General features: G+C 45.1%; 17 protein-coding genes. 2 read left to right on the plus strand and 15 right to left on the minus strand.

Going from position 1 to position 13,600, the window contains the following annotated elements; genetic code table 11:
• Positions 1 to 151: 151 nt before the first annotated feature.
• Positions 152 to 541 carry a CopG family transcriptional regulator gene (locus NST34_RS17175; RefSeq protein ID WP_341128375.1) on the plus strand — a complete coding sequence of 130 codons (390 nt, stop codon included), beginning with the start codon at positions 152 to 154 and terminating at the stop codon, positions 539 to 541.
• 28 nt (positions 542 to 569) lie between these two features.
• Entirely contained in the window at positions 570 to 1,577 is a 1,008-nt protein-coding gene (locus NST34_RS17180; RefSeq protein WP_341128376.1) for a serine hydrolase domain-containing protein, read from the plus strand.
• A 69-nt stretch (positions 1,578 to 1,646) separates the two neighbouring features.
• Here the strand turns inward: NST34_RS17180 and NST34_RS17185 are convergent, their stop codons facing one another.
• The 15 genes from NST34_RS17185 to terS all read right to left on the minus strand — a co-directional run bounded on the left by NST34_RS17185 (position 1,647) and on the right by terS (position 13,562).
• Positions 1,647 to 2,135: a hypothetical protein gene (locus NST34_RS17185; protein ID WP_341128377.1), complete on the minus strand. Its 489-nt coding sequence runs from the start codon at positions 2,133 to 2,135 to the stop codon at positions 1,647 to 1,649.
• Positions 2,132 to 2,626, minus strand: coding sequence for an HK97 gp10 family phage protein (locus tag NST34_RS17190; protein ID WP_341128378.1), 495 nt, complete (start codon positions 2,624 to 2,626; stop codon positions 2,132 to 2,134). Before NST34_RS17190 ends, NST34_RS17185 begins: the two co-directional genes overlap by 4 nt.
• Complete coding sequence (locus tag NST34_RS17195) at positions 2,613 to 2,939, minus strand: hypothetical protein (protein WP_341128379.1); 327 nt, start codon at positions 2,937 to 2,939, stop codon at positions 2,613 to 2,615. The genes NST34_RS17190 and NST34_RS17195 overlap by 14 nt, the downstream gene beginning before the upstream one ends.
• Entirely contained in the window at positions 2,936 to 3,322 is a 387-nt protein-coding gene (locus NST34_RS17200; RefSeq protein WP_341128380.1) for a hypothetical protein, read from the minus strand. Before NST34_RS17200 ends, NST34_RS17195 begins: the two co-directional genes overlap by 4 nt.
• Positions 3,300 to 3,605 carry a Rho termination factor N-terminal domain-containing protein gene (locus NST34_RS17205; RefSeq protein WP_341128381.1) on the minus strand — a complete coding sequence of 102 codons (306 nt, stop codon included), beginning with the start codon at positions 3,603 to 3,605 and terminating at the stop codon, positions 3,300 to 3,302. Before NST34_RS17205 ends, NST34_RS17200 begins: the two co-directional genes overlap by 23 nt.
• A complete protein-coding gene (locus tag NST34_RS17210; protein ID WP_341128382.1) occupies positions 3,605 to 4,552 on the minus strand; it encodes a major capsid protein in 948 nt (315 codons plus the stop codon). The genes NST34_RS17205 and NST34_RS17210 overlap by 1 nt, the downstream gene beginning before the upstream one ends.
• Positions 4,553 to 4,573: 21 nt before the next feature.
• Positions 4,574 to 5,800, minus strand: a complete 1,227-nt coding sequence (locus NST34_RS17215; protein ID WP_341128383.1) for an XkdF-like putative serine protease domain-containing protein — start codon at positions 5,798 to 5,800, stop codon at positions 4,574 to 4,576.
• Positions 5,801 to 6,087: 287 nt separating this feature from the next.
• Positions 6,088 to 6,612 carry a GNAT family N-acetyltransferase gene (locus tag NST34_RS17220; RefSeq protein ID WP_341128384.1) on the minus strand — a complete coding sequence of 175 codons (525 nt, stop codon included), beginning with the start codon at positions 6,610 to 6,612 and terminating at the stop codon, positions 6,088 to 6,090.
• Positions 6,613 to 6,728: 116 nt separating this feature from the next.
• Positions 6,729 to 7,535 (minus strand): aminoglycoside adenylyltransferase domain-containing protein, encoded by an 807-nt coding sequence (locus NST34_RS17225; RefSeq protein ID WP_341128385.1) that lies wholly within the window; start codon positions 7,533 to 7,535, stop codon positions 6,729 to 6,731.
• A gap of 160 nt (positions 7,536 to 7,695) precedes the next feature.
• Positions 7,696 to 8,139, minus strand: coding sequence for a GNAT family N-acetyltransferase (locus tag NST34_RS17230; protein ID WP_341128386.1), 444 nt, complete (start codon positions 8,137 to 8,139; stop codon positions 7,696 to 7,698).
• Between the two features lie 176 nt (positions 8,140 to 8,315).
• Positions 8,316 to 8,807: a GNAT family N-acetyltransferase gene (locus NST34_RS17235; protein ID WP_341128387.1), complete on the minus strand. Its 492-nt coding sequence runs from the start codon at positions 8,805 to 8,807 to the stop codon at positions 8,316 to 8,318.
• 247 nt (positions 8,808 to 9,054) lie between these two features.
• Positions 9,055 to 9,885, minus strand: coding sequence for a phage minor head protein (locus NST34_RS17240; RefSeq protein WP_341128388.1), 831 nt, complete (start codon positions 9,883 to 9,885; stop codon positions 9,055 to 9,057).
• Positions 9,878 to 11,356 carry a phage portal protein gene (locus NST34_RS17245; RefSeq protein WP_341128389.1) on the minus strand — a complete coding sequence of 493 codons (1,479 nt, stop codon included), beginning with the start codon at positions 11,354 to 11,356 and terminating at the stop codon, positions 9,878 to 9,880. Before NST34_RS17245 ends, NST34_RS17240 begins: the two co-directional genes overlap by 8 nt.
• Before the next feature lie 3 nt (positions 11,357 to 11,359).
• The gene (locus tag NST34_RS17250) at positions 11,360 to 12,676 is read right to left on the minus strand and encodes a PBSX family phage terminase large subunit (protein ID WP_341128390.1); all 1,317 of its coding nucleotides are present in this window, start codon (positions 12,674 to 12,676) and stop codon (positions 11,360 to 11,362) included.
• Positions 12,663 to 13,562, minus strand: coding sequence for a phage terminase small subunit (gene terS / locus NST34_RS17255; protein ID WP_341128391.1), 900 nt, complete (start codon positions 13,560 to 13,562; stop codon positions 12,663 to 12,665). Before terS ends, NST34_RS17250 begins: the two co-directional genes overlap by 14 nt.
• Positions 13,563 to 13,600 lie beyond the last annotated feature (38 nt).

Here is a 13,600-nt window from a genome sequence, read left to right on the forward strand (position 1 = left end):
CAAAAGAAAAACTGCCTCTCCTTGGGCGGTTAATGCCGTACTATCGTGTCCCGTTAGCTCAATAGCAGAACAATATAGATAAAAACAATTTATTGCCTTACCACTCACTTGGTTGTATAATACCATCCATATGGAAGGTGGAGGGATGGTATTGGCTGAATCTGAAAAAATAACAATTAATCTAGGGCCTGTCGATTTAGGACAAATCGATTTACTGGTTGACCAGGGTTTTTATTCTAATCGTACGGATTTTATACGAATTTCTATCCGTAATCAGTTACAAACTCATCAAGCTGAGGTTAAGCATTACAGCAATGAACGTTTCTTCGTTATGGGTGTTCTCGAATTTAGCAGAGAACGTCTCGAAGAACTTTCTGAAGCTGGGAAGATTTTAGACATCAAACTAATCGGCGCTTTAGTCGTTGCAGACGATGTAACAATCGAACTGGCCAGGCAGACTTTCGGTAAGGTAAAGCTGTTCGGTATATTAAAAGCGCCACCAGAAGTAAAGCCGTTTATTCAGAGCCTTATCAAAATATAGTTCTTACACTGGGGGTGAATGGCCCGACATGAATGTTGTAACTCATATCAACCAATATCTAACAAGGCTTGAAAACAATCGGCTGTTTGCAGGTATCGTATTTGCATCGAAGAACGGTAGAATCATATTTAATAAGGGCTATGGTAAAGCAATTTACGAGCATGACATCGACAACGACACCAACACGGTATTTAAAATCGGCTCGATAACGAAGTCTTTTACTGCAATTGCCATTCTGCAGTTAGCCGAGCAAGGGAAAATTTCAATACACGAGCCGATCTCTCCATACTTCCCCTACCAGACCAGTAGCGAAATCATAACTATACACCATTTACTTACGCATTCCTCCGGGATTTTCGAATTTATCAACAGTATGCCGGAGTCAGAACTTAAATCGTGGCTAGCTTCCGATTGGAGCCAAAGTGATATTCTGAATTTGTTTTCTAACAAGCCACTCGCATTTGAACCAGGTACACAATTCAGTTACTGTAACTCAGGCTACTTTCTGCTAGGGATGATTATCGAACAAGTAACAGGACTCACCTTGGAAGCATACTTCAAAGAGCATATCTTTGTTCCAGCTAATATGCAGAGCACTTACATGAATGACCCCGCAAAGATAGTCATGCATAGAGCCTTCGGTTATGAGGAAAGTCAAGAAGGTCTATTACAAAATGCTCCATTTGTAAATATGAACAACACTTTCGCTACTGGAGGGATCCTCTCCACAGCCCGGGACATGCATCATCTACTAGGGGCGCTTCGATCAAATATTTTATTATCTGAACAGTCACGACAACTGATGCTAACTCCTCATATTGAAGCATCGGATTTTCAATATGGCTATGGATTAGTAATCCAGACAAGTCCTTATGGCCAGCTTGTTGGCCATAGCGGGGGAATTCATGGGTTTTGTTCAATTTGTCTGCACTATGTGGATGAAGATCTAACGATAATTGTACTCAGCAATATTTTTAGACCAGTTGATGAGATTAGCAGGAGCATAGCGAAGATAGTCTTAGAAAATGGTTATTGAAATTCTAAATACTTCTAATGGATTATAGATCTTATTTATGCTAAACTGCCCGCTAGCTTAACAACAGAATCAAACTTTAAAACAACCTGGATCAATACAAAATTCATTAATCTTCTGAACAGATTGCCCGTCATCTTTAATTATGAGTTTCGGAACGTGAATCAGATATGAAAATCGAAACGTAACTTCCATCCGATCATTCTGCGGCCGAGTACGTGGAGCCTCAATCACCATCATGATTCCAAAGCGCTGCGAAACCACACAGAACCGTCGCTGGCGGAGGTAAAGGAAGAAGGGTGATAAGTCTATGGGAATAGGCTCCCCGTCTTCCTCTGCCACACTACGGTCGATGTCGTAATGAAAGACTAACCCTACATCCTCAATGATTCGGTCTGCCCGCGGCGTATGAGCCTTGTCAGAGACAAGATCCGTCTCAATGAACACACTCGGACGATCAAACTGCCCTGCTAGCCAAAGGGAACGATCTCGAAAAATCGGCAGCTCCGGATATATCCGCTGCACGAGTTCTGCCCAGGCTTTCAATCCCACATCCATCATGACAGCATCCTCCCCAGCTCTTTCTCCAGCCGCTTCATAATCAGTGCGTTCATACCGCCTTCCAGCTCCTTCACAGCGATGTCAAAGTATTGTCGACCAATGAAGACACGAGGTTTCGCCATAAACCCTGTCTTTGCAGCCGGATCATATACAAACTGACCATTTGCCTTCCAGAATCCAGGAACATAATGTGCTTTACGGATGGTGTATCCATCATTGAGATGGCGCGCATAAGGAAGGTTGGAACCGACTTCGATAGTAATAGAATTGCGGTCAATATCCCATTCCCAAATATTATTGTCCTCTCCACGAGTAAAGGAGTTCCACATCAATCCAGTGTCAATCAGATCCTGTTTATCAATCTCATCGATGACCAGGTTCAAAAGTGTTTCGCCCACAGCCTCAGCAATGTTCTTAAGGATCTGACTAACCCCTTCATCACTCAGCTTCTTGAATTTCTTCGCGAGTCCGTCAAAATCATGCACGCTCACTGCCTATCACCTCGCAAGTCACCAATAACTCACGCCAGTAACGGCGCGGGTTAGAGTCTATTACCAGATACTTACGCCCGAACAACAACACTTCGTCGCTGATCCGGACGTCTGCTACCTTTGGAACACCAATTGTCTTTTTGATAATGTATATGACAGGAGTGGATTCTGCCTTGGCATCAGTTTGCGTCTTAACAACGAAACAGTTCAGATCTGCGACCTTACCCGCCTTCCGATCGCTGAATAAGTTGTCCGCATCCTGTTTGCGGCCGACCCGGTATACGGCCAGCGGAGTATTCATGCGGTGATTCATAGCAAATAGGCCGTGATGTTCCCATCATCCGGCCCGGACTGCTGCTTCTTGACCCACAGGAAGAGAATAGAGTCCACATCAGCATTGCCTGTGGTCTTCCCTTCAACTGCCTGTCGGGTGTATGTCCAAGCACCGTCACTTTCCGCTGAGTATCCACGGGCGACGGAAGCCAGGTATTCCTCACTGTCCTGCAACGCCAGTGACTCCGCAAGCTTCACCCAGGCCAATATGAGCTGCTTGTCTGCCACCTCTGGAAAAGGAACAGGTAAATACAACTCGATCCGGGTCAGTGCATCATCAATATACTGCTCAAGCTGTTCACCAGTAGCCTCCTGCACGGTACTGACGCGGCTACGGCTCTTAAGGAGTGTCGCTGTCAGCATCCGGCACACCGCCGCCTTCCAGTGCCTTCAGGGCGGCGATCAAATCCGGCTTCTTCATATCCGTGAAACCTTCAATTCCGGCTTTCTTCGCCTTGTCCTTCAGCTGCACCACCGACAAATCCTCCAACGGAATGATCTTTTCCGCTTTGACCTCAAAATCAGGATGCTCATGCAGTTTTTCCAGCACAACTGAATCTTCCACCAGTACCGGCTTAGCCGGCTCAAAACGAATACTATACAGCCGAAGTGAGGCGTTCTTACCTCGGTAGGTTACGTATGCCATTAGAATTCCACCCCTTCCACATAGGCCAGAGCTTGTGGCTCTTCAAAAATAGAATCATAGTCAGAATGAATTGCGTAAAAGCGCTTATCAGTCCAGATTGCCTCCTTGCCCTCAGTAGTCTTCCGAATCTGCATGTCATAAGTATGGACCATCGCAAAGTTCGGCTGATATGTGAAGAGAATCGCTCCTTCTGGCATACTCCAGACCTCTTCAACATCATAAGCGTTGACTTTCTTCGTGCCCCCCAAGATCTGCAATTGAATAGATGCGCTAGTGTCCTTCTCAGCCAGCATCTGAAGTCGCTCGCTGAAGGTATTTGGATGCATAAAGTATTTAAATACCCCACCAGCACGATAACGGGTTGGTATCGCACGTTCGACCTCAAACAAAATCCCTGTTTTCTCTTTAGCCGAAAGTGTCTTCCAATCTAAGTAATGACCAGTGGTACGTGCCTTCTTCAACCAACCGTCATTTATGCTCAAAAACTCATAATCCGGGTCAGTGTTCAGAGTTGCCGTATCACCATTAAAACCGATGTCCTGCATATTCTCACCGTAGTTGTTTGCCATAGCACGCATGATGATATCCTCTGCGTTTTGGCCACGTACCCGCTGAGTTTGGCGAATAAATTCCTCGGTAATATCAAATGGAACAATTACCGGCTCAACTGAATAAGGGATCTGTGGAAAGGTCAGACCAGGCGTGTTGGACGCCATGATATTCTCTTTTTTACTGCGCATGTTCCGGCCCCGTACACCAACTTTATCAATGGTTCCTTTGGAGCTCTTACGGTTCTCATGCCGAATGCCTTTCAAGAAGCCGTTTGCCTCATATGCCATATCTGTGAAAGCTTCAACTTCCTCATAGTTCAAGGCATTTTGGTCCATTGGTGTAACGATGGTTGATTTACGAATGCTCGTACTAGCGATGTTACCGTTTGTTCTCATGATTTGCATTCCTCCTTCAAATTACAGGAAGCGTCCGAAACTAACGGCGCCTTCTGATTTGCTGATTTCTTCTTCATCACCTTGCGCGGAAGCACCACGGCTATTCTTTACCAACTGCACGTCAGCTGCCAGCGTCTGCATCTGCTGACTCAGCGGTTCAAGAGCCTTGGCAATGGCGTCGGTAATTGCAGTCTCTTCTGCGGTATTAACTGGAGCACCACCACCTGCAGGTTGCTCACCGTCGAAACCTTCCTCTTTCTTAAGATCCGCAATTTCTGCTGTCAGGCCTTCTACCTGCTTGGCGATCGGGGCCATTGCGGCCGTAACGGCCTTGGCAATATCTTCAGCTTTCAAATCGTCTTCCTCCTTTGGCTCTTGTTCTACAGGAGCAGTTTTATTTTTCAGTTCGTTCAATGCAGCAATGGCATCGTCCACATGTTTCAGGTTACCGGCAGAAATCTTCTTGCCAGCTTTCGCAATGGATTCAGGCGGTGCGCCGATAGCTTTCACGATATCCTCCTTGGTCAACACGTCCTCAGCAATGTCCACAAAATCCTGCAGCGCCTCCCGAATGGTCTCCGCATCGGTTTCCATCCCGCTGTTATAACTGTCCCAATTAAAAAGAACCGAGTTGAGGGCATCCTGCGCCGCCCAAAATTCTCGGTTCTTCCGGTTCTTATGGTATTTATCAGCGACCGCACCCTTTTCGATCAGGCCCAGCGCTTTAGCTATTCGGCTCAAGATTCCCTTGGATACCTCCTCTTCCTCCTCGATCTCTTCCCGCTTACCTACACCCCACATTGAAAAGCCAGTTATCTCGCCTTTTTTGATGTCTTCCCAAGTATCGTCGTCAGTGACTTTCACAGCTGCAACCCAGGAGCCCTTCGCAATCTGCTGCTCACCAAGCGTCATGTCACAAGGAGCAATGTATGACTCAATGACAAAACCCTTATCGACCTCGAGATCATGCTGCTTGTCGATGTTGTAGGTATGCTGCTTCTCCATGAAGAGATGTGCAGCCTTCTCAATTTCGACTTCATCCATTTGATCGTCATGAGCGTCTGCCACATCCGGCTGATACACAACACCTTTGACAATCCGCTTATCATCATCAATCTTAGCGATTTGCACCTGTTTCTGGATGGCATTCTTCCCGGCAGACTTGATGATGGCAAACGGCACGCCGTTAGCGCCCTTGTCAACCAGAGAGATATGCGTGATTTTAGCATCTTTCAGTTTATAGCTCATATTCTGTTCTCACCTCCTTTCAATAAAAAAGAAGCTATTATTAGATGACTCCTTGCAGATTCTGAATTGTAATGGCTTCAAAATTTCTTAAATAAATAATAGACTGACCCTAGAAATTGAAACAGCGACAGCAAAGGACGTGAAAATAATGTCCTAGACTGTCGCTGTTTCATTGAACTAACGTTCCCAGTTAGCTTAATATGATATGCTTCAACGCTCGGAAAGCGGCAGCTAAGAAGCTTCCTTCAAAAAACTAGTGTAAAATCACTTTTCAAACACATCCGCCCTTACAGATTCATTTCTCGATAATCACTGTCCAGTATACTGTAAAAGAATTGATTTACCCATTTACCTTGCCAGGATAGTTCTTCTCTAAATACCCCTTCTCTGACCATTCCTGTCCTTTCCAACACCTTGTATGAAGCGATATTGAATTCATTGCACATAGCAACCACTTTATGCGCATTCCAATCTTCAAAAGCATACTTCAACGCTATTTTTGCAGCTTCTACAGAATATCCATGCCCTCGATATTCAGGAAAGATACAATAACCAATTTCCCAACTTTCACGCTCTTTTACATACCAATGAATATGCAGTTCTCCTATAGGTGTTTTATTTGGATCATCAAGCTTTATTATGTATTGTTTATACCAATCACTATTAATTTTTTCTACTACATTCTTCCTAACTTCTTCCTTATCGGATGAAATAGAATCTTCGAAGTGCCATAAAGAAGTGCAAGTTTTTTTATCAACAATGAATTCTACATCGTCTAAAGTTGCCTGAGATAATATAATTCTTTCTTTCAAATCTTTTCACCATCCAATTTGGTTTTATTGTGATTTCATATAACGGATTATTAACGAACTTCTTAAATAACTCTATATGTAGAGTATTCGTGAAATTATTGAGCTATCGTGTCCCGTTAGCTCAATAATGGTTCCTTGATTTGATTTATTACATAATGCCTTAAATTATTTAAATCTGTCTCTGAGAAGTCTTTTTTCTTAGCTTTATCGTTATAAACATCTACAAGATTTTCAATGATGTCACGGTATTCTGAAGGGACTAACCCAACAGCCCACTCACCAGCTTGTGCTTTTGAATATATCGCTTTTTTTTCTTTATAAGACCAAATTCTCAGAAGTGTGAGGATTCCTGTAGTTAAAAGTTCTCCATCTAATTTGCTGAAATATTCTATTCCCCAAAAAATAGAATCCCAGAAATCTTTTTCAGGTACTACTGGGAATATTTCACTGATGGCTCGACCATAGATACAAATACCACTTTGGTTAATTAAAGTTACATGACAAGCAATATCTCCATCTGTATAAATCTCCTTAATATCCCAGAATGCCAAATCATTTTCACTAGAAATGACCTCGAATTTTGGTCTCCAATATTCACTGAAGTGAAACTCATAAGGGGTAGGGTGTCTCCAAGGATTAAGGTCTGAATAGCACAGAATACTTATCTCGATTGGTGACGGCTTTTTATGTAAAGCTAAGAACCCATTCATTAAATGTAGCCTTTGAGGAGCAGTTAATGGTTGTTTAGTGATTACAATCATGTCTAAATCACTGTGGGAAGGCTGAAAGCTACCTAAACATAATGACCCGTGAAGGTATGTTCCAATTAAGTTTTCACCCAACGCATGATTTAAAAAATCTGATATATTTGTTATCTGAAGCTTTATTTCTATAGGGCAATCATCCCAGCGATATCCACTCAAGAGAAATCCGCTCCTTGTCTTAAATATTTTATATTTGATAATAACATGCTCTCGCATAATAATGGTAATAATAATCATCTATAACTATTTTATCCTTATTAATTATAGTTGCGTTTATTAAGCTAAACTGCCCGTTAGTTTAACGCAAAATAGTTATTCATTAGTCAAGTTTAATAAACTTATCAAAGCAGTATGAATCTTTGTCATAGCCATTTTGTTCATAGAAAGCATGAGCCTCGGTTCGCTTCATCCCGGTGCATAGAATTATGCTGGATATTCCGCAATCTTTCGCATAATTTTCAGTGTATCTTAACAGTTTAGTGCCTACCTTATGTCGCTGAAAATCATTATGTACAGCAAGTCCGGTTATATGCAGATAATCATTCGCAGACCCTACAGCTAATGCATGAACGCTAGATATAAAACCAACAACATGGTTCTCAAGTAACGCTACAAACGTTTTGTAATTGCCTGCCTTTCTCATCTGTTCCATCTTAACGCGAAAGTTCTCATCCGTAACAGTATGAACGCCAAGTACATTGTTCCATAAGAAAACAACTTCAGTATAATCGTTTGCTATAATTTCTCGTATCTTAATTTCCATACCCTGCCCCCGTTATTAAAATATTCACAATAAAGTATTCGTCAATTAAATGAAGCAATCCTGCCTGTTAGTTGAACAAAGGGCTACCTCTCGGCAGCCCTCTCATTATTGAACTATAGTGTCCCGTTAGCGTAATAAATACACGGGTATGTGATGTCATCGCCTTCTTCGAATTATCAAACTTGTCGTTTAATACTATAGAAAGATTGTTCCGCATTGAATCTATAAAGTTTACATTCCAATTTCATTCCTACTCTTTCCAAAAGTCTACAGGACGCAATATTTGCTGTTTGCGTCTCAGCCACTAATCTTGAAAGACCTAATTCATTAAATGAATATTCTATTATCGTTTTGATTACTTCTGTAGCTAATCCAGAACCCCACCATTCTGGTAAGAATTGATAGGATACTTCAATATTCAATCCATCGTGATATTTAGTCAGTGTCACAAGTCCAATAAATTGATTATCGTTTATTGATCTAATTACCCAATAATAGGCATCAGTCGAATTCTTCAATACATCATTAAACTTATTTCTTAGTAAAATCTCATCATCGGTAGCTCCCCCGAGGTATTTTCGGACTTGATGATTAGAATATAGTTTTTTCAGATCTTCAAAATCGATTTCCTGTAATCCGATTAACCTACATCTTTTTGTTTCGATCATGATAATCCCCCATAAGATATTGACTTTGCGATGATTTCACATAACGTATTTTTCGCTGAACTTCGTGATTCGCCATGCCTTAAGGTATTCGCCGAAGTGATTACGCAATCCTGCCCGTTAGCTTAATCATCATCAGTCTATTACTCTATTTACTCAGTCTTCTATTCCTCATTCAAAATAATCCCCTCCACTTTTTTTGTAATTCATATTAACTAAAAGAAGAAGATTAGTTGGAAAATTTCCTTTTTCATTCCATTACAGATTGCATCGTACACCGGCAACGGATAATTTCCTCGGCACGTCCAGATGGATCTCCGGGGAACATCAGCTTGCTTTTACCGACTTCAAAAGGCTTATCCAACGGTTGCACCTGGCCGTTTGCTTTACGATGTGTCTTACGGGTCCGATCGCCCTTGGAAGACCTCCACTTCTTACCGGTGACCACCTCGGATTGCTTCCAACCCTCCATCTTACCGCCGTTAGCCGCTGCCGTGCTCATGGTCCGGGAAACGGTAATGGCCCGCTCCATGTTGAATGGGCCGGCATCACCTTTTGCGGCTGCCGCACTGATCTCACGTACGAGCAGCGCCCGCTCGGAGGGTGTTTTTCCCTCCTTAATAGCTTTCTGAAAAGCCCGGGTCATGACATCCGCACTGGTGCCGTTCATATCTGGTACCAGCTTCTTGAGTTTCTTCGCAAATCGGGATGCCGCCTTGTTTTTTGTGGACCAGGTCTTGTTGGTGTTCAGCACCGTCAGCTCCGATTCGCCAGCCAAATGGTAAAGAGGAGTGAAGGCATCATAAACCGCCTGCTCGAACTGGACTGTAAAGAGATCCCCACTTTGAACCGACAGCAGAACCTTCCCAAGCTCACCAATATCAATCAGCAGCTCCTCACTGAGTTCTAGGATTGCATTATGCAGAGCCTTCCCTTGCAGCTCAAGGATTTCAACTATTCGGGTTTCACCCTGCTTGTACAACTCCTCCAGCACCGTCCGCTCTGCATGGGTCAACTCCAGGCTGTCCAGAAACTCAGTATCGTCAGCTTTAGCGATGAGCTCCCAGCATTCCTTACACATGGCCGACTACCTCATCATGGCTCTGACGCAGCAGACGCTTAGCAATTGTGGATACCTGCTCCTGCAGATCGTTCACATCGGAGTTAGGTTCTGGCACAGTTAATGCAGGCTGACTATTAATCAGTTGAGCAATCGGTGTATCCAAATATTCATCAGTGTATTTTGACTCATCGACCGTTGTATCAAGTACCTCTTCAGCGATCGGGATTAAATCTCTGATCAACATAATGCCTCGGTCTGCGATAAAGTCCAGCAGCGCCTTGCGGTCTTCCGGATCAATAATACGCGGTCCACGCAAAGTTGCCCGTACGCGGAAGATGCCCATGGCCGGGAATAAACGCTTATTAAAGATTTCGTCCATGATCCACTTGCGGTACGGTTCAAAGACCTGCTCCTCTGCAAACCGCAGTGCGGCTTGCGCCGTAGCGCGGTTGTAATCGGAGCTTTGGCCGACAAGTATCGGTGGCAGCCGAAACGCGGAGAGGATATCGGCTTTCTTGTCCTTCCCATATTCCAGAAACAAGGCATCCTGCTGGAGCAAATCATTTAGCTTGTCCAGCTTAATAGCCACCTTTTCAACCTTTTCATCCAACGGTCCGCCAGTCTCTTCCCCGATGGCTTCCAGATAAAGAATGCCGCCCTGGGACTGCGAACCTTTTACATTCTTCAAAAGCTCCATGGATTGCTTAGTCAGCCGACCATTAGTCACCGTCAGCAGCATGGAGAGCATACGGCCGTTTGAAAAATAAGAAACGTTCAACTCCTCTGCCTCCCGGCTTCCGACCACTCCTGGTGCATTCCCAAACCAACGCGGTTCACCGTAAGGACCATCATTACCAAGCTTTAAGGGAATAATCTGATTGCCTTGACCTTCGGTTCCAAATGGACGGAACCACACCACGGACTGCCCTCTCTTCATGGCATACTTCCGGGTATAGATATCTTGGGAGAATTCCTCTACCTTCTTCGATGACCGGATCAGCCGCTTACGCTTGATCGTCACCTTATCCGTCTCCCGGGTACAACGAACGAATTTCGGATTGATTCGGTAGAGTGTCGGGAACTCACTGCCGGCAGGCCAGGCGACCTCCACATTTGCATTCCCGCTGCTCTCGATGTCCTCAATCAAGGAGCCGATAATTTCATCTGGCGTATCCTCTAGGTTACAAGTCTCAAGAAACTTGTCTGCCTTGTTCCACTCCTCCTGCGCGGTCTGATCACTCTCACCAGGGAGGTACTCCAAAGCAATACCATATCCAGCAATGTTTCGCTTGTACGCCTCGATGCACTGCGGAATGATGTTACTGTTTTTCACCAGTAGTTTGCAGGAGGCAGGGTCATTGCCAGGTGGAAACGGAAGCAGCCCGTGCTGATCGTATAGGTTTTCAAAGCTATCCGGTAGCTGTGCACTCGAGGGAATATGCCTGTCCTCTGCTTTTGATATTTGGAACCACTGTACCTCGTCACTCATGCCTTACACCCACCCCACGTCATGATCAGATCGCTCCTCTCTGTCCTTTTTCCGCTGCTTCACACGCTGCAGCAAGTAATCCGTATGGATACCGTACCGGCGCGCGTCACAGGTATGGTCATTTTGCTTGATGGGCTTGTCCTCGCCGCGCTCGGCGGCCTTTTCGTCCCATACGTAAGACACCAATTCCTGAAGGGAATTGGTGTTGTTAGCACAGATATACAATTCATTGCGCTGGAACCGGTTGGACACTGTCTGAATGCCATCGAGCACGGTATTCACGGCAGCCCGGATATTGTTAATCCCGCGCTTCTTCAACTCAATAATAAAAGCCTTTGCTGATGGGTCGATGAAGATTGAATACTCATCACCATCAAGGAAGGCCTCAAGGTCATCCGCATATTCACCATTCGTTTTCTCACCCTTATGGCGGATATTGTGATAATACTCATCGATTTCATAATAGACGTTCCCTCGGACCCCGTATTTCAAGAATGCCGTCGGGTTATTGGCCCCGTAGTCGATACAAATGAATTTACGATCAAACTTGGCCGGGAACCAGTCTCGGGGTTTCTTATGAACTGCATCATTAAACTTAGAGAAAATTACTCCCTCGGCCATGACCCACAGCCCCAGGATGTACCGCTGATAGAAGATCCCGCTGTACATGCGACGGTACCGCTCCCGTACACGCTCAGAAAGTGAGAGATTATCCTCCATTGTGAAGTGTAGGTGCAGTGCGTGCTTCTTCTGCAACTGGTCCAGCCATTCCTTTTTGAACCAGTGATATGGTCCTGCAGGGTTGCAGTTGAACCAGAGCTTGGCACCATCTACGGAACAACGAGCAGTCGCTTGGTCAACGAAGGACTTTGGCATGAGCGCCACTTCATCGAAGAACATCCCGGCCAGTGTGATCCCGGCAATCAGATCCTGGGAACTTTCATCTCGTCCACCAAATAAAAAGAACCGATTGCTTATTAAGCCTCGGGTCACAGTCAGTACATTTTCAGATCGATTGTCATGAACGTGATACCCACGGCTGGCCAGCATGCGCTTTAGAGGCCCGACCACATTACGCCGTAGCGCACCAATGGTCTTCCCTGACATGCCGAACTGTTCTCCTCTGAAGGTATCCATCCCCCATGCTATAAAGGAGAATGACATGCAGACCGTCTTACCGGCGCGGACCGAACCATCACAGATGATTGCGTCTTTATCGTGGTGTGGGCTTTCAGGTGTCCACCATGTCAGCACTTTAAGCTGCTTGTTGGAGAATGGAGCCCATTTGAACGCTGGCGGCTTGAGTTTAAGCTTCGCCATCGTTCCACACCTCCGCCGCTCGACCCTTCAATGCATCCATAAAGCCATCGTCTTCGAAGTCTTCCTTACCCCCGCCACGAAGCATCTGTAACTCATACTCCATGGTTTCGATGCGGATACGCTTCTCGTCGTCGGTCAGCCGGTTCTTGAGCTCGATAGCACGGATCTTCTTATCTTGGATGCGAGTCAGAGCTTCTTCCAGCTTCACGATATCATCTAACTTTCGAAAGCCCTTCTCTTCAATCTTCGACTCCATCATTTCATTTCGACTGTGTGGGATCTTCTTCGTAATGCCTGTCTTCTCATCATGGATCTCCGCGACTTCCTTGATGGCCTTCATCTCATAGAGCACACTGCGCTCGGTCTCGGATAACCCATCCATCAGGGATTTGATCCGGTGCATCATGCGGCGCTCACGGATCGTTAGAAGATAAAGGGATTCATTCGCCTGGATGATAGGGTCAGTGTCCACCTGATCGATGAGCTGCTGTTCAGTTTCGGTTAGTGCATCCAACCAAATGGTCTCATGCTCGCCTGTGGTGACTGCCTTCTTGTTGCCAAGCGGCCCACCGGCACCACCGCTGTTTCCCTTCGCGTTTTGATTGCCTGGGGGAGCACCGCCGCGATTACCGACTGCGTTTTTGTTCCCTTTGGGAGCGCCGCGATGTGGAGGGTTCCCTTTCATTTCAATTGGAACGTTCCCATTGGATTCAGATGAAACGCTCCCTTTGAGCTTCTCTTCCCAATGGTCAATTGACTTCCATTTACGCACCTTATTTTCGCCAACAAAAAGAGCAGCTGCGATGTCCTTAAGCTTTATCGTTCCGCCGCTCTCGAGCCAAATCTGTCTTGCCTTGTCCCTCTCGGGACTTCGTGCTCTGACCATCTACATATCACCACCTCACCTCCAACAAAAAAGCAGCT

Origin of the sequence: Paenibacillus sp. FSL H7-0714, assembly GCF_038003765.1 — a bacterium.
In the GTDB taxonomy this organism is placed as follows: Bacteria; Bacillota; Bacilli; order Paenibacillales; family Paenibacillaceae; genus Paenibacillus_AQ.

Bases quoted from the DNA above. Each gene is read 5' to 3' on its own strand.
- NST34_RS17180 (WP_341128376.1), top strand. From the start codon at position 570: ATGAATGTTGTAACTCATATCAACCAATATCTAACAAGGCTTGAAAAC.
- NST34_RS17245 (WP_341128389.1), bottom strand. From the start codon at position 11,356: ATGAGTGACGAGGTACAGTGGTTCCAAATATCAAAAGCAGAGGACAGG.
- NST34_RS17195 (WP_341128379.1), bottom strand. From the start codon at position 2,939: ATGAATCACCGCATGAATACTCCGCTGGCCGTATACCGGGTCGGCCGC.
- NST34_RS17235 (WP_341128387.1), bottom strand. From the start codon at position 8,807: ATGATCGAAACAAAAAGATGTAGGTTAATCGGATTACAGGAAATCGAT.
- NST34_RS17205 (WP_341128381.1), bottom strand. From the start codon at position 3,605: ATGGCATACGTAACCTACCGAGGTAAGAACGCCTCACTTCGGCTGTAT.
- NST34_RS17250 (WP_341128390.1), bottom strand. From the start codon at position 12,676: ATGGCGAAGCTTAAACTCAAGCCGCCAGCGTTCAAATGGGCTCCATTC.
- terS (WP_341128391.1), bottom strand. From the start codon at position 13,562: ATGGTCAGAGCACGAAGTCCCGAGAGGGACAAGGCAAGACAGATTTGG.
- NST34_RS17185 (WP_341128377.1), bottom strand. From the start codon at position 2,135: ATGATGGATGTGGGATTGAAAGCCTGGGCAGAACTCGTGCAGCGGATA.
- NST34_RS17200 (WP_341128380.1), bottom strand. From the start codon at position 3,322: ATGCTGACAGCGACACTCCTTAAGAGCCGTAGCCGCGTCAGTACCGTG.
- NST34_RS17230 (WP_341128386.1), bottom strand. From the start codon at position 8,139: ATGGAAATTAAGATACGAGAAATTATAGCAAACGATTATACTGAAGTT.
- NST34_RS17240 (WP_341128388.1), bottom strand. From the start codon at position 9,885: ATGTGTAAGGAATGCTGGGAGCTCATCGCTAAAGCTGACGATACTGAG.
- NST34_RS17215 (WP_341128383.1), bottom strand. From the start codon at position 5,800: ATGAGCTATAAACTGAAAGATGCTAAAATCACGCATATCTCTCTGGTT.
- NST34_RS17210 (WP_341128382.1), bottom strand. From the start codon at position 4,552: ATGAGAACAAACGGTAACATCGCTAGTACGAGCATTCGTAAATCAACC.